Annotated in this window: 22 protein-coding genes and 1 pseudogene; 10 read left to right on the top strand and 13 right to left on the bottom strand. The window is 73.0% G+C overall.

All coding sequences use genetic code 11. The features are described 5' to 3' along the window. Positions 1–173 precede the first annotated feature (173 nt). Positions 174–344, top strand: a complete 171-nt coding sequence (locus tag ACFYX4_RS01020; RefSeq protein ID WP_389326802.1) for a hypothetical protein — start codon at positions 174–176, stop codon at positions 342–344. Positions 345–381: 37 nt separating this feature from the next. Here the strand turns inward: ACFYX4_RS01020 and ACFYX4_RS01015 are convergent, their stop codons facing one another. The 3 genes and pseudogenes from ACFYX4_RS01015 to ACFYX4_RS01005 all read right to left on the bottom strand — a co-directional run. Next, a complete protein-coding gene (locus ACFYX4_RS01015) occupies positions 382–2,196 on the bottom strand; it encodes an ABC transporter ATP-binding protein (protein WP_389326656.1) in 1,815 nt (604 codons plus the stop codon). 324 nt (positions 2,197–2,520) lie between these two features. Then, positions 2,521–2,961: a hypothetical protein gene (locus tag ACFYX4_RS01010; RefSeq protein WP_389323688.1), complete on the bottom strand. Its 441-nt coding sequence runs from the start codon at positions 2,959–2,961 to the stop codon at positions 2,521–2,523. 515 nt (positions 2,962–3,476) lie between these two features. After that, a pseudogene (locus ACFYX4_RS01005) lies at positions 3,477–4,070 on the bottom strand (ATP-binding protein); the annotation flags it as partial. A gap of 244 nt (positions 4,071–4,314) precedes the next feature. On the opposite strand from ACFYX4_RS01005, the gene ACFYX4_RS01000 reads away from it, so the two are divergent. The 3 genes from ACFYX4_RS01000 (at position 4,315) to ACFYX4_RS00990 (ending at position 6,347) form a co-directional block, all read left to right on the top strand. Beyond that, on the top strand, positions 4,315–5,175 hold the full coding sequence (locus ACFYX4_RS01000; RefSeq protein ID WP_389323685.1) for a helix-turn-helix transcriptional regulator: 861 nt from the start codon (positions 4,315–4,317) through the stop codon (positions 5,173–5,175). Then, entirely contained in the window at positions 5,176–5,430 is a 255-nt protein-coding gene (locus ACFYX4_RS00995) for a DUF397 domain-containing protein (RefSeq protein WP_389323682.1), read from the top strand. It abuts the gene before it with no gap. A 101-nt stretch (positions 5,431–5,531) separates the two neighbouring features. Next, on the top strand, positions 5,532–6,347 hold the full coding sequence (locus tag ACFYX4_RS00990; RefSeq protein WP_389323679.1) for an SAM-dependent methyltransferase: 816 nt from the start codon (positions 5,532–5,534) through the stop codon (positions 6,345–6,347). 216 nt (positions 6,348–6,563) lie between these two features. Here ACFYX4_RS00990 and ACFYX4_RS00985 read toward each other — a convergent pair whose 3' ends face one another. Then, positions 6,564–8,027 carry a PLP-dependent aminotransferase family protein gene (locus ACFYX4_RS00985; protein WP_389323676.1) on the bottom strand — a complete coding sequence of 488 codons (1,464 nt, stop codon included), beginning with the start codon at positions 8,025–8,027 and terminating at the stop codon, positions 6,564–6,566. 47 nt (positions 8,028–8,074) lie between these two features. On the opposite strand from ACFYX4_RS00985, the gene ACFYX4_RS00980 reads away from it, so the two are divergent. Next, the gene (locus tag ACFYX4_RS00980) at positions 8,075–8,662 is read left to right on the top strand and encodes a carboxymuconolactone decarboxylase family protein (protein ID WP_389323673.1); all 588 of its coding nucleotides are present in this window, start codon (positions 8,075–8,077) and stop codon (positions 8,660–8,662) included. A gap of 46 nt (positions 8,663–8,708) precedes the next feature. Here the strand turns inward: ACFYX4_RS00980 and ACFYX4_RS00975 are convergent, their stop codons facing one another. From ACFYX4_RS00975 to ACFYX4_RS00965, 3 genes are all read right to left on the bottom strand, one after another. Beyond that, positions 8,709–10,196, bottom strand: coding sequence for a glutamate synthase subunit beta (locus ACFYX4_RS00975; protein WP_389323670.1), 1,488 nt, complete (start codon positions 10,194–10,196; stop codon positions 8,709–8,711). Between the two features lie 149 nt (positions 10,197–10,345). After that, positions 10,346–10,825, bottom strand: coding sequence for a DUF1772 domain-containing protein (locus ACFYX4_RS00970; RefSeq protein ID WP_389323667.1), 480 nt, complete (start codon positions 10,823–10,825; stop codon positions 10,346–10,348). A gap of 223 nt (positions 10,826–11,048) precedes the next feature. Continuing rightward, a complete protein-coding gene (locus tag ACFYX4_RS00965; protein WP_389323664.1) occupies positions 11,049–11,753 on the bottom strand; it encodes a DUF2293 domain-containing protein in 705 nt (234 codons plus the stop codon). A 170-nt stretch (positions 11,754–11,923) separates the two neighbouring features. Here ACFYX4_RS00965 and ACFYX4_RS00960 point away from each other — a divergent pair, with 170 nt between their 5' ends. Continuing rightward, positions 11,924–12,565 carry a uridine kinase gene (locus ACFYX4_RS00960; protein ID WP_389323661.1) on the top strand — a complete coding sequence of 214 codons (642 nt, stop codon included), beginning with the start codon at positions 11,924–11,926 and terminating at the stop codon, positions 12,563–12,565. Positions 12,566–12,735: 170 nt separating this feature from the next. Next, positions 12,736–13,170, top strand: coding sequence for a CBS domain-containing protein (locus ACFYX4_RS00955; RefSeq protein WP_389323658.1), 435 nt, complete (start codon positions 12,736–12,738; stop codon positions 13,168–13,170). A gap of 12 nt (positions 13,171–13,182) precedes the next feature. Here the strand turns inward: ACFYX4_RS00955 and ACFYX4_RS00950 are convergent, their stop codons facing one another. After that, positions 13,183–14,310 (bottom strand): magnesium and cobalt transport protein CorA, encoded by a 1,128-nt coding sequence (locus ACFYX4_RS00950; RefSeq protein WP_389323655.1) that lies wholly within the window; start codon positions 14,308–14,310, stop codon positions 13,183–13,185. Positions 14,311–14,613: 303 nt separating this feature from the next. Between ACFYX4_RS00950 and ACFYX4_RS00945 the strand changes: the two genes are divergently transcribed. Further along, positions 14,614–15,408 carry a methyltransferase domain-containing protein gene (locus tag ACFYX4_RS00945; RefSeq protein WP_389323652.1) on the top strand — a complete coding sequence of 265 codons (795 nt, stop codon included), beginning with the start codon at positions 14,614–14,616 and terminating at the stop codon, positions 15,406–15,408. A gap of 45 nt (positions 15,409–15,453) precedes the next feature. Here ACFYX4_RS00945 and ACFYX4_RS00940 read toward each other — a convergent pair whose 3' ends face one another. Next, complete coding sequence (locus ACFYX4_RS00940; RefSeq protein WP_389323649.1) at positions 15,454–16,431, bottom strand: carbohydrate kinase family protein; 978 nt, start codon at positions 16,429–16,431, stop codon at positions 15,454–15,456. After that, complete coding sequence (locus tag ACFYX4_RS00935; protein ID WP_389323646.1) at positions 16,428–17,336, bottom strand: pseudouridine-5'-phosphate glycosidase; 909 nt, start codon at positions 17,334–17,336, stop codon at positions 16,428–16,430. Before ACFYX4_RS00935 ends, ACFYX4_RS00940 begins: the two co-directional genes overlap by 4 nt. A 99-nt stretch (positions 17,337–17,435) precedes the next feature. Between ACFYX4_RS00935 and ACFYX4_RS00930 the strand changes: the two genes are divergently transcribed. After that, the gene (locus ACFYX4_RS00930; protein ID WP_389323643.1) at positions 17,436–17,867 is read left to right on the top strand and encodes a VOC family protein; all 432 of its coding nucleotides are present in this window, start codon (positions 17,436–17,438) and stop codon (positions 17,865–17,867) included. Here ACFYX4_RS00930 and ACFYX4_RS00925 read toward each other — a convergent pair. The 3 genes from ACFYX4_RS00925 to ACFYX4_RS00915 all read right to left on the bottom strand — a co-directional run bounded on the left by ACFYX4_RS00925 (position 17,855) and on the right by ACFYX4_RS00915 (position 20,788). After that, positions 17,855–19,132, bottom strand: a complete 1,278-nt coding sequence (locus ACFYX4_RS00925; protein WP_389323640.1) for an MFS transporter — start codon at positions 19,130–19,132, stop codon at positions 17,855–17,857. The two genes, ACFYX4_RS00930 and ACFYX4_RS00925, sit on opposite strands and share 13 nt — an antisense overlap. Positions 19,133–19,290: 158 nt before the next feature. Further along, on the bottom strand, positions 19,291–19,845 hold the full coding sequence (locus ACFYX4_RS00920; RefSeq protein ID WP_389323637.1) for a methylated-DNA--[protein]-cysteine S-methyltransferase: 555 nt from the start codon (positions 19,843–19,845) through the stop codon (positions 19,291–19,293). Between the two features lie 73 nt (positions 19,846–19,918). Then, positions 19,919–20,788, bottom strand: coding sequence for a glycerophosphodiester phosphodiesterase (locus ACFYX4_RS00915; RefSeq protein ID WP_389323635.1), 870 nt, complete (start codon positions 20,786–20,788; stop codon positions 19,919–19,921). A gap of 275 nt (positions 20,789–21,063) precedes the next feature. Here ACFYX4_RS00915 and ACFYX4_RS00910 point away from each other — a divergent pair, with 275 nt between their 5' ends. After that, a complete protein-coding gene (locus tag ACFYX4_RS00910; RefSeq protein ID WP_389323632.1) occupies positions 21,064–21,924 on the top strand; it encodes an MHYT domain-containing protein in 861 nt (286 codons plus the stop codon). Positions 21,925–21,958 lie beyond the last annotated feature (34 nt).

Genomic DNA, 21,958 nt, shown 5'->3' with positions numbered 1-21,958 from the left:
CATGTGATCTTTTCAGTGCGCAATGTGCTCGTCATATTCAGGAAGTGACCGGATCCTTACAGTCCGCACTGGATCCGTGTCAAGTACGTCTCAGTACCGTCACCGGGCGAGGTGTTTCGCCTCCGGACAGCGTTAACTCCTACAAGTACAACGCTTCCTGGAGGTGCGAGATGGTGAACGGGCGAACAGTGCTCGAACGCTTTCCCGCGGGCGGGCCGCGGGGATCGTGGCCGGCCGAGGAGTTCGCGCACGCGCGGCGCATGGAGGGGCTGGCCGCCGAGGTCGTCATGGACCTCGCGACGGACACGTTCCTGGTGGTCGTCCGGGGCGACGCCATCGAGTGACGCCGCCGCGCGCCGAGAGGCCGCGGCCCCGGCCCGCCTACCGGGCGGGCACCCGCGCCGTCGGGGGGCTCGTGAACTGCTCCGCCTGGAGCGCGTACAGCTCCGCGTAGACGCCGCCGCCCGCCAGCAGCTCGTCGGGTGTGCCGGACTCCACCAGCCTGCCCTGGTCCAGGACGTGCACCAGGTCCGCGTGCCGCACCGACGCCAGCCGGTGCGTGATCAGGACGACCGTCTGGCCGCCGTCCGCCAGCGCGCGGATCTTCTCGAAGACCTCCAGCTCCGCCCGCGCGTCGAGGGCCGCCGTCGGCTCGTCCACGATCAGGATGCGCCCCCGCCGGTACGCCGCCCGCGCGATGCCCAGCCGCTGCCACTGACCGCCGGACAGCTCGTGCCCGCCGCTGAAGTGCCGGGCGAGCAGGGTGTCCAGGCCGCGCGGCAGATCGGCGACCACGTCCTCGGCGCCCGCCTCCCCGACCGCGGCGGCGAGCCGGTCCTCGGTCAGCGGCGCGGAGGAACGGCCCACGGCGACGTTGACGCGGGCCGTGAACGGCCACCGTTTGAAGTCCTGCGCCACCATCGCGATGCGCTCGGCCAGCAGACGCCGGTCCGCGTCCGCCGCGTCGACGTCGTCCCACATGATCCGCCCCCGGTCCGGCCGGTACAGGCCCGCCAGCAGCTTCACCAGGGTCGTCTTCCCGGAACCGTTCTCGCCGACGAGCGCGACGATCCGGCCGAGCGGCAGGGTGAGGCTGACGTCGTCGAGGGCGGGACGCGCCGACTCGCCCGGATAGCCGAAGGTGACGTTCTCGAACCGGATCTCCCGGGGGTCCTCGGGCAGCGCGGCCCCGCCCTCCGGGATCGCCCGCTCGGCCGCCTCCACGTAGAGGCGTTGCAGATCGCCCACGAACAGAGCCTCCTCATGGAGCTGGTTGATCTCCAGGACGAGGGTGTTCAGGCTGGTGGAGCCGCTGCGGATGGCGATCACGGCCGTGCCCGCCACCGCCAGCGCCATCGTCCCGGTGAGCAGCAGCCCGCCGAGCGTGGCGTACGTCGCCACCGTCGCCAGGCCCGTCCAGGCCGCCGCGAACAGACCGGTGCGGGCCGCGAGGCGGGCGAGGCGCGCCTGCTCCGCCTCCGCGGTCTCCGACATCGCGCGGAAGTGCCGCAGCAGGAAGGGCCCGACCCCGTGCACCCGGATCTCCGGCGCGGCCTCCGGCTCGGTGAGCAGACTCGCGATGAGGTGACCCGCGCGCGCGTGCTGCACCCACGTGTGGAAGGACTCGTACCGGCGGCGGGCGTTGATCAGGGCGCTCCAGGCGCTGGGCAGCGTCATCGTGACGAGGAGCGGCAGCAGCAGCGGATGCAGCACGGTCAGCACGCCGGCCGCCGCGACCAGCGAGATCATCGCGTTCACCACGCGCGTGCCGTGACTGATCATGTAGCGGCTGGACCGGGCGCCGTACTGCGCGGTGTCCAGCAGCTTGTGGAAGGCGTGGTCCTCGATCGCGGCCAGCTCCACCGCGGCCGCCCGCTCCAGGTACAGCTCGGTCGCCACCCGCTCCACCTTGGGCTCCAGGCGTCCCGTGGCATACGTCGACGCCGCCCGCAGCACCGCGCCGACCATGAGGACGGCGGCCATGACGGCCAGCGCGGGGACGGCGCCGCGCAGCCGGTCCTCGATCGTGCCGTCGCCGACCAGCCGGCCCAGGATCGAGTTCACGGCGAGCAGCCCCACGGCCTCCGCCACGCCCCGGCCCACCTCCGAGGCCATGACGATCGCGGCGGCCCGCGGATCGGCCTGCCGGGCCAGCCGGAGGCTGACCGCGAGCAGGGCGGGCAGCCGGGTGATCATGGCGCGGAAGTCCAGTTCCAGGAAGGCTTCCTGGTGCTGGTTCCAGCCGGTGTCGTAGCGGAGCGGGCCGCCGAACAGCAGCTGCTCCGACTCGGAGACGTCACGTCCGTCCGTGCGCCGTGCCTTCTGTTGCTTCTGTGACCCCTTGGGCGGCTTCGCCTTCCGCACCTTCGACCTCCCCCGATCGTGGGCAAGTGGCCACTATCGCGGGAGGCGCGGCGGGAGGGCAGGGCGCGGGACGGGGGAGGGGACGCACGCGGGTGCGCGCCCGGGGCGCCGCCGGGTGCGCGGGGTGTCGGCGCGCTCGCCGCGCGCCGCCTGTCGCTACGCGCTGATCGGGCGCGACCAGGCCGGCGGGGTGCCCGTCAGACGGCACAGCGCCAGATAGAGGGGGATCGGCGGGGTGTACGGAAGGATCCCGTCCGGTCGGTGGATGAGGGCGGGGGCCTGCGGGGCGTCCCCGAGGAGCGCGCCCGTGGCGTAGTGCGCCGGCGCGGGCCACTCCAGGGCGTGGTCGGAGTCGGCCGGGACCAGCCACCACCAGTGCGCCTCGTCGGCGTAGACGCAGCCCACGAGCGGCAGGCGGGGCAGGATCAGCGGACCGAGGCGGGCCGGGACGGCGACGGCGTCGCAGCCCAGCGGAGCCGTCATGCCGTCGGGCACGGCGAGCCTGCGGGGCGCCCGCGCGGGGTCGCCCTGGCCGCGCCGGAGACGTACGAGTGTGTCGAGGCTGAGGACGGGAGCCCGACCGCGTGGGCCGCTCACGCGGGATCCCGGTCGGGGTCCCGCTCGCGGGTGCGCTCGAACGGGGCTCCCTCGGGCTCCGGTGCGCGGCGGCGCTGCTGGGCCACGAGGGGGAGAGGGGTCGGGGTCTGCGGGGTGCGGTGCGGCCAGCGGGCGCGGACGGACTTCCAGCCGGGCGCCTCGAAACTCTGGGCAGCTCGGTGCGCGGGGTGGTCTTGGTGAACCGGGTGGTCCTGGTGAGCTGTGTGGTCTTGGTGAGCCGGGTGGTTCTGGTGAGCCGGGTGGTCCTGGGGGCCTCGATGGCGCTGCTCGCCGTGTCCGCCCGGTTCGCCGTGCTCGCCGCGTTCGGCTGAGTCCTCGTCGTCGCGGGAACCGTCCGCCGGTCCCGGCTTCGGGCGCGCGCCCCAGCCGAGGTCGCCGCGCGGTGCGACGAGGCCGGCGCGGGTGAGGCCGGCGGCAGGGAGGGCGGTGCGGGCGAGGTCGACGGCGGGGAGGTCGACCGGGGGCACCAGTTCGACCGGGGACTCCAGTTCGACGGGGGGCTCCGGTTCGACGGAGGGCTCCAGGGCCTCCGCGAACCCATGCGCGTGCTCGCCGTCGGCGGGCTCCGGTTCGGCGTGCCGGGGCAGGTCGGCCCAGACCAGCAGGCCGGGGCCGCACTCCTCGGCTCCCCAGGCGTGACAGAGGGCGTCGACGAGGAACAGTCCCCTCCCGTGCTCCTCCTCGGGGCGCTGCGGAGAGGGATGCGGCTCACCGGGCGCGCAGCCCTCGTCGCGCACGGCTATGCGCACCAGGTCGTCGCCGTCCTGAAGCTCGCAGACGACGACGCCGCTCGCGGTGTGCACGATGGCGTTGGTGACCAGCTCGGATATGACCAGGGCGGCCGTGTCGCAGGTGTCCTCGCACACCGACCAGCCGGTCAGCCGGGCCCGTGCCAGGCGTCTGGCCTGGGCGGGAGAGCCCGGATGGGCGGCCAGCTCGAATCGGAACCGGCGCTCGGCGGCGGCCTGGTCAGGGCCTGCTGCCGCGGCGGCACCGAGACCCTGGGGGCGGCCTGCGGCGGCGTCTGTTCCTAAAGGCGCGGACGGAATCACGCTTGCCACTATCGCCCCGCCGTGAACACTTGGCAAGTGTCACTCTGAAAAATGCAGAGTGCTGTGTGACGCGGTGAGACGCCGTGGCACACTGCTCGCAACAGCACGTAGAGCGGCGCCAGTTGGGATCAAAGGAGATCCGTACTCATTCGTACAGATCTTCGAATCGATCTTCGCATGGCGCCGCAGGGCTGTCGGGAATCGTTTACTCGTGACCGTCCGGTCGGGCCCAGCCCTGCTCAAGTGACCGGACGGACCGGGCTCTTCGTGGAGGTGGAGCGTGAGCGAACCGCGGTCCGCGCCGACGGTGGGACAGGTGGTCCTGGGCCGGCGCCTGCTGGACCTGCGGGAACGCGCGGGCCTCAAGCGCGAGGAAGCCGCCCGCATCCTCCGCGTCGCACCCGCCACGGTCCGCCGCATGGAGATGGCCGAGGTCGGCCTCAAGATCCCCTACCTCCAGCTGCTGCTGAAGGCGTACGGGGTGAGCGACGACGAGGCCGAGGGCTTCGTCCGGCTCGCCGAGGAGGCCAACAGGCCGGGCTGGTGGCAGCGGTTCCACGACGTCCTGCCCGGCTGGTTCTCCATGCACGTCAGCCTGGAGGGCGCGGCCAGTCTCATCCGCCAGTATGAACCGCACTTCGTGCCCGGTCTGCTCCAGACGGAGGACTACGCGCGCGGAGTGCTGACGTCCGGCGCCATCGGCCAGACCCGGCCGGAGGACGTCGAGCGCCTCGTCGACCTGCGTATGCGACGCCAGGAACTGCTCACCCGTCAGGACGCGCCCCGGCTGTGGGTGGTGATGGACGAGACCGTGCTGCGCCGCCCCGTCGGCGGCCCGGAGGTGATGCGCGCGCAGATCGACAAACTGCTCGAAGCCACGAAGCTGCCCAACGTGACCCTTCAGATCGCCCCGTTCGCCTGCGGGCCGCACCCCGGCACGTACGGGCCCTTCGTGCTCTTCCGATTCGCCATGCCGGAGCTTCCGGACATGGTCTACAGCGAGTACCTGACCGGCGCCGTCTATCTCGACGCGCGCACCGAGGTGGCGACCCATCTCGAGGTCATGGACCGCATGGCGGCGCAGGCCGCTACTGCACATCGCACGAAGGAGATCCTCAAGGATCTCCGCAAGGAGCTGTGAATGGATCGCATCAAGCCGCGCAAACGGGTCTACAACGGCATGCCCGCGCGGGACTTGGGCAGCGACGGCTGGCACAAGCCGTGGAGCGGCGGCAACGGCGGGAACTGCCTGGAGGCGATGAAGCTCGCCGACGGCCGGATCGCCGTCCGCCAGTCCACCGACCCCGACGGTCCGGCGCTGATCTACACCACCGACGAGATGACGGCCTTCATCGAGGGGGCCAAGGCCGGAGAGGCGGACTTCCTGCTGTCATGACCTGATGTCTGTCGTTGCTTGCCCTTCGATTGTCTTTTTTCCGTTCAACTTCCCTATTTTGGTGCTTAATTGCTTATCCACTGCGTCTTACGGAGTGCCTCATGACCGGCCCGGACCCCACCGCCGCCGCCGTCCACATCGACACCAGCAAGCCCCACCCGGCGCGGATGTACGACTGGTACCTCGGCGGCAGGGACAACTACCCCGTCGACGAGGCGATGGGCCGGCAGATGCTCGCCCTCGACCCGCGCGTGCCGGTCATGGCACGAGTCAACCGCGCCTTCATGCACCGGGCCACCCGCTGGCTGGCCGGAAACGGCGTACGCCAGTTCCTGGACATCGGCACGGGCATCCCGACCGAGCCCAACCTCCACCAGGTCGCCCAGGAGGTCGCACCCGACGCCCGCGTCGTCTACTGCGACAACGACCCGATCGTTCTGGCCCACGCGGCCGCCCTGCTGCGCAGCACGCCCGACGGCGTCACGGAGTACCTCCAGGCGGACGTCCGCGACCCGGCCGCCATCGTCGAGGGGGCCAGGAAGATCCTGGACTTCGACCGGCCGGTGGCCCTGTCGCTGGTGGCGCTGCTGCACTTCGTCTCCGACGAGGACGGCGCGCACGAGCTGGTCGGCCGGCTCCTCGCCGAACTCCCCTCCGGCAGCTACCTGATGATGACCCACGCCACCGCCGACTTCTCCCCGGCGGAGTCCGCGGCGGCCACGGCCAAGCTCAAGGCGGTCGGGGTCACCCTGGCGCTGCGCTCCCGCGAGGAGTTCACCCGCTTCTTCGACGGCCTCGACCTGGTCGAGCCCGGCGTCGCCGTGGTGCCCGACTGGCACCCCGAACTCGGCGAGCCGGTGCCCTGCCAGGAGGACGGGGTCATCCCGGGGTACGGGGCGGTGGGCCGCAAACCCTGACGGCGGGACACATCGAACGCTCCGCACGCTCCCGGTCCGGGAGCGTGCGGAGCGTTCACCTTCACCAGCGCGATCACCCAGCGCGCGGTCGTCGACGACATGAAGGAGACGCCCGGCTGGGCGGGCTGACCGCGCGGATGACATCGCCGCCGCCGTAGGGGCATTGCCTAGGGCGGCGTCCGGCGGTCCGGCGGTCCGTCGGCAGCACGGCGCGGCCTATGGCGGCGGCAGCACCGCGCAGAGTGCGTCCAGCGCCGCCCCGTAGGCGTGTTCCGGGGGTGTCGCGTATCCGACGACGAGTCCGTCCCGAACCGCCGGGTCCGCGTCATCCGCCCCGTGCGCCTGCGGGTGCCGGAACGCCGCGAGGCCCTCCAGGGCGACGCCGTGCCAGGCGGCGGCCTTGAGCGTGGAGCGCTCGGTGCCCGGCGGCAGCCGCAGCACCGCGTGCAGCCCGGCCGCGACCCCGGTGACCCGGACATGCGGCGCGTGCTCGGCGAGCGCCTCCACCAGCCGGTCCCGACGCCGGCGGTACCGCTGCCGCATGCGCCGCACATGACGGTCGTACGCCCCGGAGACGATGAAGTCGGCCAGGCTCAGCTGGTCCAGGACGCTCGCCCAGGCCTCGCGCTCGCCCTTGGCCGCGAGGACCCCGTCGACGTACCGCTCCGGCAGCACCATCCAGCCCAGCCGCAGAGCCGGCGACAGGCTCTTGCTGACCGAGCCGATATGGACGACCCGTTCGGGATCGAGGCCCTGCACGGCCCCGACCGGCTTGCGGTCGTAGCGGAACTCGCCGTCGTAGTCGTCCTCCACGACCACCGCGTCACGCGCGCGTGCCCAGTCGACGACCGCCGCGCGACGGGTCGGGTGGAGCGGACCGCCGGTCGGGAACTGGTGCGCGGGCGTGAGCAGGACGCCCCGCTCGCGCCCCAGCAGATCGACGCGCGCCCCGTCCTCGTCGAGGGGCAGCGGCACCGTCCGTACGCCCGCTGCCGTCAGCAACTCCCGGTGGAAGCCGAGCCCGTACGCCTCCACGGCCAGCGGGCCGCGCAGCACCGCGCCCCCGGCCCCGCCGCTTCCCGCTCCGTGGCCCGGGCCGAACAGCAGGCGCAGGGCGTGCGCGAAACCGGAGCAGATGACGATGCGTCCGGGCTTCGCCCGCACGCCACGCGCGCGTGCCAGATACTCGGCCAGCGCCTCGCGCAACTCGCGGCGGCCCGCGGGATCACCCGGTCCGAACACCTCGTTGGGCGCCCGCTGCACCGCCCGCCGGTAGGACGCCAGCCAGGCCGCGCGTGGGAAGGCCGACGCGTCCGGAGTGCCCTGCCGCAGGTCGTGCCGTGGCCCACGCGCGCGTGTGGGCGACTTCCTGGGCACGCGCGCGGCGGCCCGCAGGGGCTCCGCCCGCTCGGCGACCCGAGTGCCGGAGCCCTGGCGCGCCGTCAGCCAGCCCTCCGCCACCAGCTCCGCGTAGGCGTCGGCGACCGTGTTGCGGGCGACTCCGAGGTCGGCGGCGAGCGACCGGTACGGCGGCAGCCTGGTCCCTGCGGCGAGCCGCCCACTGCGCACGGCCTCCCGCAGCGCCACGGTCAGCGCGGCCCGCCGCCCGCCCGGCGCGGACAGCTCCAGATGCAGGTCGACGCCGATGCGCTCCGCGTAATTGACCCACGATTCCCCCATGGAAATGCACCCTACAAGGGGTCTTTGGGGTCCGTAGGTTGAAGGACATGACGAACACGACGACGAACACGACCGACACCGCGATCACCACTACCGCCACCGCGACCGCCACCGCCACCACCGCTGACGCCGCCGCTGCCGCGCCCGTCGGCTCCTCCCCGGCGATCGCCGCCGCCGAGGCCGCGAGGACCCGTCTCGACTTCGGGAAGTCCGCCCGCAAGGCCTTCCGGGCCCTCATCGGCTTCGACGCGGCGGCCCGGGAGGGCCTCGACCCGGCCCTCGTCGAACTGATCCAGATCCGCGCCTCGCACCTCAACCACTGCGCGTACTGCCTGCACATGCACACCAACGACGCCCGCAAGGCCGGCGAGAGCGAGGACCGCCTGCACCTGGTCGCCGTCTGGCGCGAGGCCCGGCACTTCTTCAGCGAGCGGGAGCAGGCCGCGCTGGCGCTGACCGAGGCGATCACCCTCGTGTCCGGCGGAGGCGTCCCCGACGACGTCTACGCCGAGGCCGCCGCCCGCTTCGACGACGACGAACTCGCCCAGGTCATCGCCTTGATCTGCACGATCAACACCTGGAACCGGGTGGCCCTGGCGACGGGCAAGGTGGCGGGCACGGACGAACGCCGCTGAACGTCCGCTCGGCGCGCCGAAAGCCCCCGCCGCCCCCGCTCGGCCGTCAGACGCTCATCGGCCGGTCGTACGGTCCGATCGGGGCCGGCAGCCGGGAACTCCCCGTCAGTCGGCGGTCGACGGCCGCCGCCACCGCCCGGCCCTCCGCGATCGCCCACACGATCAGCGACTGCCCGCGTGCCGCGTCCCCGGCGGCGAACACCCCGGGCACGTTCGTCGCGAAGTCGGCGTCCCGGGCGATCGTGCCGCGCGGCTCCATGGTCAGCCCCAGCTGTTCGACGAGCCCGTCCTCCCGGTCGGGCCCGGAGAAGCCGAGGGCGAGCAGCACCAGGTCTACGGGAAGCGTCCGCGCGGTGCCTTGCACCGGCCTGCGGCGCGCGTCCACCTCGACGAGGTGCAGGGAGCGGACGTGCCCGCTCTCGTCGCCGGTGAAGCGGAGCGTGGACGCGGCGAAGAGGCGCGCGTCCGCGTCCGCCGCCGGCGCGGTCTCCAGCTCGCGCGCCTCCTCGTGCGCCGCCGACAGCCGGTAGATCTTCGGATACGTCGGCCAGGGGTCGGCGTCCTCGTCGCGGTCCACGCCCGGCTGGGCGTAGATGTCCAGCTGGGTCACCGACGCGGCCCCCTCCCGAACGGCCGTCCCCAGACAGTCCGCACCGGTGTCGCCGCCGCCCACGATCACGACATGCCGGCCGGCGGCGGACATCGGGGACGCCTCCAGATCCCCCTCGCGCACCCGGTTGGCCAGCGGCAGGTACTCCATCGCCTGGTGGATGCCGGTCAACTCCCGCCCCGGCACGTGCAGTTCCCGCCACGCGGTCGCGCCGGTGGCGATCACCACGGCGTCGTAGCGGGACCGCAGATCGTCGGCCATGACATCCCGCCCGACCTGCGTCGACGTACGGAACTTGGTCCCCTCGGCGAGCATCTGCTCGATGCGCCGCTCCAGATGGCGCTTCTCCATCTTGAACTCGGGGATGCCGTACCGCATCAGCCCGCCGATCCGGTCGTCCTTCTCGTACACGGCGACCGTGTGCCCGGCCCGCGTCAACTGCTGGGCGGCGGCCAGCCCGGTGGGCCCCGAGCCGATCACCGCCACCGTCCGCCCGGACAGCCGGTCCGGGGGCCGCGGCTGCGCGAACCCCTCGCTCCAGGCCCGGTCGGCGATGGCCGCCTCGACGTTCTTGATGGTCACGGCGGGCTGGTTGATGGCGAGCACGCACCCGGCCTCGCACGGAGCCGGGCACAACCGCCCCGTGAACTCGGGGAAGTTGTTCGTCGCGTGCAGCCGGTCGCTCGCCGCCCGCCAGTCCTCGCGCGAGACCAGGTCGTTCCACTCGGGGATCAGGTTGCCGAGCGGACAGGCGTCGTGGCAGAACGGGATGCCGCAGTCCATGCAGCGGTCGGCCTGCTTGCTGACGATGGGGAGCAGCGCACCGGGGACGTACACCTCGTCCCAGTCCCGGACCCGCTCCTCGACCGGCCGGCGGGGCCAGTCCTGGCGGGGCGTGGTCATGAATCCCTTGGGATCGGCCATGGCCGTGTTCCTTGCGTACGCGTGCGGCGACCAGTGCGTCATCGGGCGGCGCTCTTCCGGCCACGATACGTCCCCCGGGCCCCGTGCGCAGGGCCCGGACAGCGCTTTCTCGCAAGCCGGAAACAAAGCCCCTGTCCCTACCTCTGCTCTCAGGTGAGCGCCAGCACGTATGCGACGGCGGCGGCGGCCGAGGCGAACGTGCGCACGTGGTTCCACGCCGTCCACTCCCGCACATAGGCCGGCCAGTACGCGACCGCCTCCGGTGTGCCCGGCTCCAGCTCGGCGAGCGCGTCGTTGCGGGGCACGTTGGCGACCATGGTCACCCCGAACGAGCCGAACAGGTACAGCGCGCTGCCCAGCAGCAGTTCCACCGCCCCCTCGTCCGGCCACAGCACGAACGTCACCACCGCGATCATCGCGCACACCACCGCCGAGCCGATGAACACGACCATGAACGCCGGTGTCACCGCCGCCACGTTGATCGCCTTCATCGCGGCGACGCCCTGCGCGGGCGGCAGCGCGGCCAGGCCCTTCATCACGAAGGTGGAGAACCCGCAGAAGACCCCTGCGACCAGCCCCGTTCCCAGCACCCCGAGCACCGTCAGCACGAAGTACGGTCCATCGGTCATCTCAACGCCACCTCCATGTCCTGCCCGGCGGCCCGGCACCCCGCCCGCCACCGCCCGTCACCACAAGTGAATCCCCACCGGACCACGACGACCATGGCCGAGAGCCGCGAAGCCATACGCGAGCGTCCAGGGGGCGGAGGCGAGGGCGCGACGGGCGAGGGCGTGACGGGGCGAGGAGGTGACGGGGCGAGGTGCGCCGGGTTCACCGACCGCGGGCCGTGTCTCATGGCCCGGCCGACCAGAACCGCCCCTCCCACCCCCAGGCCCGCAGCACCGACTCCACCTGCGCCGCGATCCGCGCCCGCGCCTCCCGCCGCGGCACCGCGCTCATCAGCAGCCGGTCGTACGGCGTGTCCAGATGCCGTACGGAGGCCACGACCGCCGAGACCACCGCCCCCTCGGCCAGCGCCCGCCCGGCCGCGCTGCGCCCCACCCGCCCGCTGCCCCGCACCGAGGCGTGCGCGGCGATGTCCCGCGCCCGGTCGGCCGGGCAGCCCGGGAACAGCCGCCGCACCTCAGCCGTGAAGGCTGCCACGAACCGCTCGTCCCGAACCGCCCGCAGCCGAGCGTCCCGCATCCGGCGTCGCCGCCGTGCCTCGGCGTCCGCCAGGCACCGCACCTCGGCCCGCGCGAGCCCCGCCTCCTCGACCAGCACGCCCTGCCGCTCGTAGCGTCCCTTGCGCCGGTTGAACCGGACGACGACCACCGAGAGCGTGCTCTCCTCCCGCGACCTGCGCGTCAGCGCCGTGTCACCGCGCGGCAGGAACACCAGGTGCCCCAGATCGGCGCAGTCGAGGCAGCGCGGAGCGGAGTCCTCCAGGACGAGCATCGGCAGCGGCCCGCGCCGGCAGCCGACGCACTGACGGCGGCGCAGCGGCTGGACGACGAGCAGCCCGGTACGGGACGGGTGAGGTGCGAGAGCCGGCATACCGGCTTCATTCCCTCCGGTGAGCCTGGCTGTACACGGACACGCACAACGGACACGCACATCCGATGCGGCGCGGGCCCTCGGCTCGGTATCGGCACCGGCGTCGACTCCGGCCCCCGGCCCCGTCTCGCACGCCCCGGCCGCCGACCGGGCCGGCTCCCTGACGCATCATGGGCCGTGTGCGACTCGAAGCGATCACCTGGGAGAGGCTCGGCGACGCCCTCGCCGACCGGCTGCTCGATCTGAAGCCGGGCGACGGCAGCCCCTGGCCGCGCATCGCCTTCGACGGGGCCCCGGCGGCCCGCCCTGGAGACCTCGCCGAGCGCGTCGCCGAGGCGCTGCGCGCACGCGGCCGGCCGTCCCGCGTCATCGACACCCACGGCTTCCTCCGCCCCGCCTCGCTCCGCCTGGAGTACGGCCACCAGGACGTGGAGGCCTACTACGACGGCTGGTTCGACACCGGAGCCCTGTGGCGCGAGGTGTTCGGCCCTCTGGAAGCCGGTGGCGACGGCCGTGTCCTGCCCGATCTCTGGGACCCCGTCACCGACCGCGCCACCCGCAGCTCCTACGTCGAACTCCCGCCCGGCGGCGTCCTGTTGCTGCACGGTCCTCTCCTCCTGCGGCACTGGTTCCCCTTCGATCTGACCGTCCACGTCCTCCTCTCCCCGGGCGCCCTGCGCCGCCGCACCCCCGACGCCGACCACTGGACGCTCCCCGCCTTCGAGCGGTACGAACAGGAGACGGACCCCGCCGCCGCGGCCGACGTCCTGGTCCGCGCCGACGACCCGCGCCACCCGGCCTGGAACGGGTGAGCCACGCCCGTGCCGCCCGCTTTCCGGAGCCCCTCGTCGTGGAGGCGTCCGCGAAGGTGCGCCCGTCCGACCGGCCGGTGAGAATCGAAGGAACGCCGGGAAACGACACTTCAGGGCGCCGGGAGCGGCGCGATCCGCGTCGCGCCGGTCGCCCGCACCGGGAGGCACACATGACCACCGCCGGAGAGATCATGCACCGGGGCGCCCAGTGGATCCCCGCCCACGAGACCCTCGATCGCGCCGCCCAGCTGATGCGCGACCTCAACGTCGGAGCGCTGCCCATCAGCGACGAGAACGAGCGGCTCTGCGGCATCCTCACCGACCGGGACATCGTCGTGGGCTGTGTGGCCAGGGGTCACGACCCCGCCAAGGTCACCGCCGGACAGATGGCCCAGGGCACACCGCGCTGGATCGACGCCGACGCCGACGTCAGCGAGGTGCTCCAGGAGATGCGGGACCACCAGATCCGCCGACTGCCCGTCATCGCGGACAAGCGCCTCGTGGGCATGATCAGCGAGGCCGACCTCGCCCAGCACCTGACCGACGATCAGCTGGGCTCCTGGGCCGAGAGCGTCTACGCCAGGACCGGCGCCGGCCGGCCGTGACGCGCCGGCGCTTCAGAGCCAGCCGTTGCGCCGGAACCCCCGGTACAAGGTCAGACAGACCACCGATATGACGCCGACGACCAGCGGATAGCCGAATCTCCAGTGCAGCTCCGGCATGTGATCGAAGTTCATGCCGTACATGCCGCACACCATGGTCGGCACGGCGATCACCGCGGCCCACGCCGTGATCTTCCGCATGTCGGCGTTCTGCGCGACCGTGACCTGCGCCAGATGCGCCTGGAGGATCGAGTTGAGCAGCTCGTCGAACGCGGCGATCTGCTCCGTGGCCCGCAGCAGATGGTCGGAGACGTCCCGGAAGTAGGCCTGTATCTCCGGATCGACCACCCGCATCGGCCGGCCGGCGAGGTCCAGCAGCGGCCGGCCGAGCGGCACCACCGCCCGCTTGAGCTCCAGCAGTTCACGCTTGAGCTGATAGATGCGCCCCGGGTCCGCCCGCGCGCCGTTCTCGGCGAAGACGTCCGTCTCCACCTGGTCGATGTCCGCCTGCACCGCGTCGATGACGTGGAGGTAGTCGTCGACGACGTGGTCCGCGATCGCGTGCAGCACCGCCGAAGGGCCCTTGGCGAGTTGACGCCGGTCGGACTCCAGATCCTCGCGCAGCGGGCCCAGCGAGCCGTGCCGCCCGTGGCGCACCGTGACCACGAAGTCCTCGCCGACGAACACCATGATCTCGCCGGTGTTCACCACCTCACTGGTCGCTGTGAGCTGCTCGTGCTCCACGTAGCAGACCGTCTTGAACACCGCGAACAGCGTCTCGTCGTACCGCTCCACCTTCGGGCGCTGGTGGGCCTCCACCGCGTCCTCGACGGCCAGCGGATGCAGGTCGAACAACTCGGCGATGCCCGCGAACTCCTCGTTCGTCGGCTCGTGCAGACCGAGCCAGACGAAGCCGTGGCCGCTCTTGCGCACCCGTTCCACCGTGTCGACCAGATCGCCGCCGACCGGGGCCCGGGCGCCGTCCCGGTACGTCACGCAGTTCACCACCGAGGAGCCCAGCGGTGAGCGCGCCGGATGGCTCAGATCGACCCGTGCTCGGCGGCGGGCCAGCCGCGCCATCCCGCGCAGGCCGCCGACCCGGCCCAGGCCGGTGACCTTCCGCAGATTCCCTGCCATGGTCATCCGCATCTCCTCGCGTGGATGTGCCGTGGCGCGATTCCTGCGCCCTGGCACGCCAGTCTGCCAGGCCCGCAACCGACGTGGGCGAGCCTGTGGAAAGGGGACGTTCCGCTTAGTTCCCGCCTGTGGACGAGCTGATGAGGGTCTGCCCACGCCACGGATCCCCACCCCTCTCCCCACCCCTCTCCCCACCCCTTTCGCCGCCCCGCCGCCTGCCGGCCCCCGGCCCCGCCGACCGCTTCCGGCCAGGGCGGCCCGGCCGCGTCTACCGTCGCGGACAACCCGGACGACTGGGATGATCGCCGCATGACGCGATCCGACGGGTATCTCCTCGACAACCGACGCACCGAGGCGGGTGAACGCTTCGAGGCCTTCGCTACGCTCTTCGACCCCACGACGTTCCGGCACCTCGAAGGGCTCGGCGTCGGACCCGGCTGGCGCTGCTGGGAGGTCGGCGCGGGTGCCACCTCCGTGGTGTCCTGGCTTGCCAAGAAGGTCGGCCCGACCGGGAAGGTCGTCGCCACCGACATCGACACCTCTCAACTGGCCTCCGCCGCCCGCCCGCCGGTCGAGGTGCGCGTCCACGACGTCGGCGCCGAGGAACCGCCGGGGGAGGGCTTCGACCTGGTGCACGCCCGGCTCGTCCTGGTCCATGTGCCCGAGCGGGAGCGGGCGTTGCGGTCGATGATCAGGGCGCTGCGCCCCGGCGGACGGCTCCTGTTGGAGGACGCCGACCCCGCTCTGCAACCCCTGCTCTGCCCCGACGAGCACGGCCCGGAGCAGCAGCTCGCCAACCGGTTGCGGAACGGTTTCCGCACGCTCCTCACCGACCGGGGCGCCGACCTCGCCTACGGCCGCAAGCTGCCCCGCCTCCTCCGCGAGGCCGGACTGCGCCGGGTCGAGGCCGACGCCTACTTCCCGGTCGCCTCGCCCGACTGCGCGGCCCTGGAGTCCGCGACGATCCGTCAGATCCGCGCCGACCTCGTCACCGCCGGCCTGGCCACCGAGGAGGAGATCGACCGCCACCTGACGAACGTCGCCACCGGCGACATGGACCTCGCCACGGCGCCGATGATCTCCACATGGGGGCGGAAGGCCTAGGCGGATCGATCACGAGCGGCAAGCCCCCGGGAGGGACGGGCGGGCTCAGGGGGTGCGGGCCGGGTGGACCGCCGGCGCGGTGCGGTCTTCGCGCACGGGCGGTCTGCCGCCCACCCGTTCCACCGCCCGGGCCCCCGCCGCGCATCCTTCGACCGCCGCGTCCCCGGGGGCTGCCCCGGTCAGCAGGGCGGCGAGGAAAGCGCCCGTGAAGGCGTCGCCCGCGCCCGTGGTGTCGCACGGCGTCGCCGGGAAGGCGGGGACACGGGCGATCACGACGCCGCCCTGGGCCACCACCGCACCGTGCACGCCCTGCTTGGCCACGACGAGCGGGAACTGACGGCTCAGCCGGGCCGTCGCGTCCGCCCCGTCGGACAGGCCCGTCAGCAGACACGCCTCGTCCCGGCTCGGCAGCAGCACGTCCACGCCCTGGACGAGCGTCAGGAATCGCTCCACGCCCAACCGCACCAGGAACCCCGCCGACGCCGGATCCAGGCTCACCGGAACCCCACGCGCGCGTGCCGACGCCAGCGCCGTGCGCACCAGCGCACGACCCGACGCGGAGAACAACAGGTACCCCGACAGATGCAGCCGGCCGACACCGTCGAGCAGCGCGTCCGACCAGTCGTCCGGCTCCAGCCGCAGGGATGCGCCGCTGTCGGTGAGGAACGTCCGCTCGCCCCCCGCGCCCGTGTCGACGAGGCAGATCACCGTCCCTGTCGACGCCTCGGGGTCGACCACGAGCCGGGGCCGCACCCCGCCGGCGATCAGCTCCCGCTCGTGCCAGGCCGCCCCGTCCGCTCCCACCCGCCCGAGCAGCCGCACGTCCGCACACCCCCGGTGCGCCGCCCAGCACGCCACGTTGGCGCCCGCCCCGCCCGGCAGAGTCCGGATCACGGAGGCCGTGTCGGTGCCCGAGGCCAGCGGCCCGCGATGCCGTGCGACGACGTCCGTCACGACGTCCCCGACGACCAGCAACGCCCCGCGCCCGTCCCCGCCCGCCGCCCCGCCCGGCCCTGCGGTCACGTCCCCGCCCACGCCGACGCGATCCGCCCCGCCAGCCGTACGTTCCCGCGCACCGCCGCCAGGTTGGCGCTCAGGGAAGCCCCGTCGGTGTGCCGGACCAGGTAGTCGAGCAGGAACGGCGTGACGCCCTGGCCGGTGACGCCCTCCGCCTCGCACGCGTGCAGCGCGTCGGCGAGCACACGCGCGTGCAGGCCCGGATCCAGCTGCTCCGCCTCGGGCACCGGGTTCGCGACGATCAGCGCCGACTCGGGCCCGCCCACCGCGTCCTGCGCCCGCATCACCTCCGCCACCTGCCGCGGGTCGTCCAGCCTCCAGTCCACCGGATGCCCCGAGTCGGACAGATAGAAGCCGGGGAAGCGGTCCGTGCCGTACCCGGCCACGGCGACGCCCAGCGTCTCCAGGCGCTGAAGGGTCGCCGGCACGTCCAGGATCGACTTCACCCCCGCGCACACGACCGTGATCCGCGTCCGCGCCAGCAGCCCCAGGTCGGCCGACTCGTCCTGGGTCACCGTCCACTCCCGGTGCACCCCGCCGAGCCCGCCCGTCGCGAACACCCGCACCCCCGCCAGCGCCGCCAGCAGGGCGGTCGCCGAGACGGTCGTCGCGCCGCTCGCCCCGGAGGCCACCGCGAGCGGCAGATCACGATGGCCCAGCTTGCGGATGCCGTCCTCGTTGGCGACCCGCTCCAACTGCTCCTTGTCCAGGCCGACATGCGGATGCCCGTCCAGCACGGCGATCGTCGCCGGCACGGCGCCCTCCGCCCGCACCACCGCCTCCAGCTCCAGCGCCACCTGGAGGTTGCGCGGGCGCGGCAGCCCATGGGCGATGATCGTGGACTCCAGGGCCACCACGGGACGACGCGCGTCGACCGCCTCCCGCACCTCTTCCGACACCACCAGCACCAAGAGCCCGCCTCCTGTCGATCGGTCCTGCCTCATCTCTGGCGGGCGGCGCGCCCGGTCAAACCCTTGCGACCTGTGGGGGACGACACCAGCCTGGGACGCATGACCGACAACACGACACGTCTCGACCACCTCGTCCTGTGGGCGCGTGACCCGATCGCCACGGCCGGCTGGTACGAGCGGACCGTCGGCCTGGAGCCGGTCCGCGTGACCGAGTTCGCCTCGGGCGACGCCCCGTTCCCGTCCGTACGCGTCAACGAAGAGACGCTGCTCGACCTCATGCCGCTCACCGTGGCCGACCGCATGACCATGCTCCCCGGAGCCGCCGAAGCCGCCGGGCACCCCGTGAACCACGTCTGCCTCGCCCTGCCGCGGGCCGCCTTCGACGCGCTCCTGAAGCGCCTCGCGGACCACTCCGTCCCGGCGTCGGACGTCGCGCACGGCTCCTTCGGCGCCCGCGGCGAGGCCGTCCGCAGCTTCTACTTCCCCGACCCCGACGGCAACGTGATCGAGGCCCGGCACTACGACGACTGACGAACCCGGCCCCGGGTGAACAGCGCCAGCCCGGCCAACGGGACGAGCAGACAGGCCGCCACGAGGTTCAGCCAGGCGTAGCTCGCCTGCGCGACCACGAGCCCGGCGACCGCTCCGCCGACGCCCGCCGAGGCGTTCATGACGAGGTCGGACAGCCCCTGGGCGGCGGCCCGCGCGGGCTGCGGCACGGCGTCGGTGAGCAGCGACGACCCGGCGACCAGCCCCGCCGACCAGCCCAGGCCGAGCACGAAGAGCCCGGCGGCGGTCTGCCCGTGGCTGCCGCCCGCCGTGCCGGACAGGAACAGCGCACACGCCAGCAGCCCCGCCGCGAGCCCCGTGACGGACAGCCGCCCCACCCGGTCCGCCAGCCGCCCCATCAGCGGGGAGAACGCGTACATGCCCGCGATGTGCACACTGATGACCAGCCCGATCAGATCGATGCCCGCGCCGTGGTGCGCGAGGGCGACCGGGGTCATCGACATGACCGACACCATCGCCGTGTGGGACACGGCCACCGTCACGAGGGCGAGCCGCGCGCGGGGCGAGGCGGCCACCGCGGCGGCCCCCGCGCGCAGGGAACGGGCCGCGGGGGACCGCTCCTCCTCCGGTGCGAGCGCGCGTGCCGTCAGCAGGGGGTCGGGGCGCAGCAGGACGCTGATGACGACCGCCGCTATGAGGAAGATCCCGGCCGCCCACAGGAACGGTCCCGCCGCCTCGGGTATCCCGAGCCCGGAGACGCTGCGGCCGGCGGGCGCGGCGATGTTCGGTCCCAGGACCGCGCCGACGGTCGTCGCCCACACGACGGACGAGATGGCCCGGGCCCGCCGGTCCGGTTCGGCCAGGTCGGCCGCCGCGTACCGGGCCTGGAGGTTCGCCGACGAGGCCGCCCCGAACAGGGCCATCCCGCACAGCAGCAGAGGGAAGCTCCCGAGCCGTGCCGCCACCACGACGAGACCGCCGCCCAGCGCGCCCACGACGTAGGCCAGCACCAGCCCCGGACGGCGGCCGCGCGCGGTCATCAGCGCGGCCAGCGGCACCGACAGCACGGCCGTGCCGGCGACGGTCGCCGTGGCCGCGAGCCCCGACAGCGCCTCGGTGCCGCCGACCTCCTGGGCCAGTACGGCGGACAGCGCGATGCCCGTGGCGACGCCCAGCCCGCCGAGGATCTGGCCGGCGATCAGGACCGCGGTCGTACGGCGGCGCAGGGCGGGCAGCAGCTCGGCGGTGACGGCGGCCGGGGCGCAGGCGCGTTCCACAGAGGTCACGACGTCCACCCGGCACGGCGACAGCGGTCACCGGACCGCGCCCGTCCCCGGCCGAGCGGATACGCGTGCGTGTCATGAGTGGTCACTGGCGCAGTGTCCCCCTTGCCTTCCCTCCGGCCCAGGCCCCCTTCCGGCCGCAGCACCGCCGCGGCACCGCCTCAGAACAGCGGCTCGGGCAGCACCCCTTCCAGCGCGAGCAGCTTCCGCTTGGCCTCCAGGCCGCCCCCGAACCCGCCGATCCCGCCGTCGCTCTCCACGACCCGGTGACAGGGCACGACCACGGGAAGGGGATTGGCGCCCATCGCCGTCCCCACCGCCTGCGCGGCCCCCGGCTGCCCCACCCGTCTCGCCAGGTCGCCGTAGCCCACGACGCTTCCGTACGGCACGCCGGAGGCGAGTTCGCGCAGCACCTGCCGGTTGAAGCCGGAGATCAGCGACCAGTCCAGAGGCAGCGCGAAGTCCTTGCGCGCACCCGCGAAATAGGCCTCGACCTGATGTATCGCCTCGGCCAGCAAAGGGGAGCCGGGCGACTCGACCGGCTCGACGCCGAGCCGGTCCGCGAGCCGACCGAGCGACTTGTCCCGCACCGCGTCGGTGGCGTGGAACACGACGTTGACCAGGCCCTCACCGGTCGCGGCCAGCAGCAGCGGACCGATGTCGGTACCGACGACGGCCCACACGACCTGCTGCTCGATCTGCCCATGGCTGTCCATGCGCCCACCGTACGACCAGCCACTGACAACGCCCCTCGGCATCCGCCGGAGCCACCCCGCCGGTGGCCGGACCTCAGGGCCGGGCCAACGCCCGCCGCACCACGTCGGGCCTGTTCGTGATCACGCCGTCGACGCCGTAGCCGGCCACGCTGCGGGCGACCGCGTCGTCGTCGACGGTCCAGACGAAGATCCTCAACGGCCTGCCGTGCGGCCCGGTCGTCTCGTGCACGGCGGAGACGTAGCCCGCCGACAGGGACGCGTACGAGGGATTGATCAGGTCGGCGAAGCGCGCGCAGTCGGGCAGGTCCGCCACCGCCGGCTTGCCGAGCAGCCCGGTCGTCACCGCCGGATCCAGGTCGTGGACGGCGCGGAGACTGTCGGCGCTGAAGCTCTGCACGATCAGCCGGCCTTGAATGTGCCGCCGGTCCAGCCACCCCTCGTTGCCGAGCACCTTGAGGGTCTGCCGCTCGATCCCCGGATACAGCCCCGGGTTCTTGATCTCCAGCAGCAGCTTCTGGTGGTTGCCCTCGACACGGCGGACGTACTCCGTCAGCGTCGGCACGCGCGTGCCGACGTAAGCCGGACCGAACCAGCTGCCCGCGTCGAGCCGCGCGATCTCCGCCGCGGTGAAGTCCTTCACCTTCCAGGGAGCGCGCTCCGGGAAGACCTCCTCGACGTCGGTGGTCCGGCTCAGGCTCTCGTCGTGGAGGACGACGAGTTCGCCGTCCAGGGTGCGCTGGACGTCGTTCTCCACCCACGAGACGCCCATACCGGCCGCCGCGTCGACCGCGGCGAGGGTGTTCTCCGGCGCCTGGGCCGACGCGCCCCGGTGGGCGATCAGCGAGGGACGGACGTCGACGCCGGCCCGGGCGTCGACGACAGGGAGCAGAAGGGCGACGGCGCCCAGGAGCGCGGTGGTCGGGACGACTGCGCGCGCGTGCATGCGGACTCCTCGCGTCGGGGTATCACGTTCTGCTCAACTCTGGCAGCGGAGAGTCATCGGCGGGCGGCGGTGCAAGATTCCCACAGAAGGGAAGACGGTGCCCCGACCCGCTCACCAGGGCCGCACATGTGGGGCAAGGACGTGTTTCTTTGCCGGAAAATCGTTCGACCATTCCGGTGGGGGTCATACTTTCTGCGTCAACCCTGGCCGCTCGCGCGGACTGGGAAGGGGCGCGCTTCAGGAAGTCCAGCAACAGGGCGGAAGGGCAACCGCGCATGCACGGCACGGTCGACGGATTCAGCTACGGACTCGTCACACCGCTGGTGGCCTACCTCATGGCCTGCCTCGGCGGTGCCCTCGGCCTGCGGTGCACCACCAGAGCCCTGCTCGTCGCCCACTCCTGGCGCCCCGGCTGGCTCGCCCTGGGCGCGGCGGCGATCGGCTCCGGCATCTGGACCATGCACTTCATCGCCATGATCGGCTTCTGGGTCTCGGGCGCCCCGATCCACTACGACAAGCCGATCACCTACGCCAGCCTGGGCGTCGCGATCGTCATGGTGGGAGTCGGGATCTTCATCGTCGGCTACCGGGGCGCGACCGGCACCGCGCTGTTCACCGGCGGCACCATCACCGGCCTCGGCATCGCGTCGATGCACTACCTGGGCATGGCCGGGATGCGGTTCAACGGCAGGTTCGAGTACAACACCCTCACCGTGGCCGTCTCCGTCGCCATAGCCATGGCCGCCGCCACCGCCGCCCTGTGGGCCGCCGGACAGGTCAGGGGCTTCCTCTGGAGCGTCGGCGCGAGCCTCGTCATGGGGCTGGCCGTCACCGGCATGCACTACACGGGCATGGCCGCCCTCAGCGTCCACCTGCACGCCACCGGCGCGCCCTCCCAGGGCGACTCCCCGGCCGGCCTGCTCGCGCCGATGCTGATCGGCCCCCTCGCCTTCCTCTGCCTCGCGGGCGTCGTCGTGATGTTCGACCCGCTGATGGTCATGGGCAAGCCCGACTGGACGCCCGCCCAGCCCCGGCCCGGCGTCCCCGCCCACCCCCCGCACACCGCCCGCCGGGCTCCGCTGCGCACCCGTCGCAAGGTCGCCGCCCACCCGTCGCGGACCCCGCAGAACCGCTGATCGGACCCCGTTGTCAGTGGCGGGTCGTACGGTG

It is taken from the genome of Streptomyces sp. NPDC002328 (genome assembly GCF_042890065.1).
Lineage (GTDB): Bacteria > Actinomycetota > Actinomycetes > Streptomycetales > Streptomycetaceae > Streptomyces.
The sequence above is the reverse complement of the archived record's forward strand: the minus strand, read 5'-3'. Positions and strand labels throughout refer to the sequence as shown.

Excerpts from the sequence above, each read along its gene's own strand:
- ACFYX4_RS00950 (WP_389323655.1), bottom strand. The coding sequence starts at position 14,310 with ATGACCATGGCAGGGAATCTGCGGAAGGTCACCGGCCTGGGCCGGGTC.
- ACFYX4_RS00995 (WP_389323682.1), top strand. The coding sequence starts at position 5,176 with ATGGATCGCATCAAGCCGCGCAAACGGGTCTACAACGGCATGCCCGCG.
- ACFYX4_RS00955 (WP_389323658.1), top strand. The coding sequence starts at position 12,736 with ATGACCACCGCCGGAGAGATCATGCACCGGGGCGCCCAGTGGATCCCC.
- ACFYX4_RS00975 (WP_389323670.1), bottom strand. The coding sequence starts at position 10,196 with ATGGCCGATCCCAAGGGATTCATGACCACGCCCCGCCAGGACTGGCCC.
- ACFYX4_RS00945 (WP_389323652.1), top strand. The coding sequence starts at position 14,614 with ATGACGCGATCCGACGGGTATCTCCTCGACAACCGACGCACCGAGGCG.
- ACFYX4_RS00910 (WP_389323632.1), top strand. The coding sequence starts at position 21,064 with ATGCACGGCACGGTCGACGGATTCAGCTACGGACTCGTCACACCGCTG.
- ACFYX4_RS00915 (WP_389323635.1), bottom strand. The coding sequence starts at position 20,788 with ATGCACGCGCGCGCAGTCGTCCCGACCACCGCGCTCCTGGGCGCCGTC.
- ACFYX4_RS00960 (WP_389323661.1), top strand. The coding sequence starts at position 11,924 with ATGGGCCGTGTGCGACTCGAAGCGATCACCTGGGAGAGGCTCGGCGAC.
- ACFYX4_RS00980 (WP_389323673.1), top strand. The coding sequence starts at position 8,075 with ATGACGAACACGACGACGAACACGACCGACACCGCGATCACCACTACC.
- ACFYX4_RS00970 (WP_389323667.1), bottom strand. The coding sequence starts at position 10,825 with ATGACCGATGGACCGTACTTCGTGCTGACGGTGCTCGGGGTGCTGGGA.
- ACFYX4_RS00985 (WP_389323676.1), bottom strand. The coding sequence starts at position 8,027 with ATGGGGGAATCGTGGGTCAATTACGCGGAGCGCATCGGCGTCGACCTG.
- ACFYX4_RS00965 (WP_389323664.1), bottom strand. The coding sequence starts at position 11,753 with ATGCCGGCTCTCGCACCTCACCCGTCCCGTACCGGGCTGCTCGTCGTC.
- ACFYX4_RS01015 (WP_389326656.1), bottom strand. The coding sequence starts at position 2,196 with ATGATCACCCGGCTGCCCGCCCTGCTCGCGGTCAGCCTCCGGCTGGCC.
- ACFYX4_RS00930 (WP_389323643.1), top strand. The coding sequence starts at position 17,436 with ATGACCGACAACACGACACGTCTCGACCACCTCGTCCTGTGGGCGCGT.
- ACFYX4_RS00990 (WP_389323679.1), top strand. The coding sequence starts at position 5,532 with ATGACCGGCCCGGACCCCACCGCCGCCGCCGTCCACATCGACACCAGC.
- ACFYX4_RS00920 (WP_389323637.1), bottom strand. The coding sequence starts at position 19,845 with ATGGACAGCCATGGGCAGATCGAGCAGCAGGTCGTGTGGGCCGTCGTC.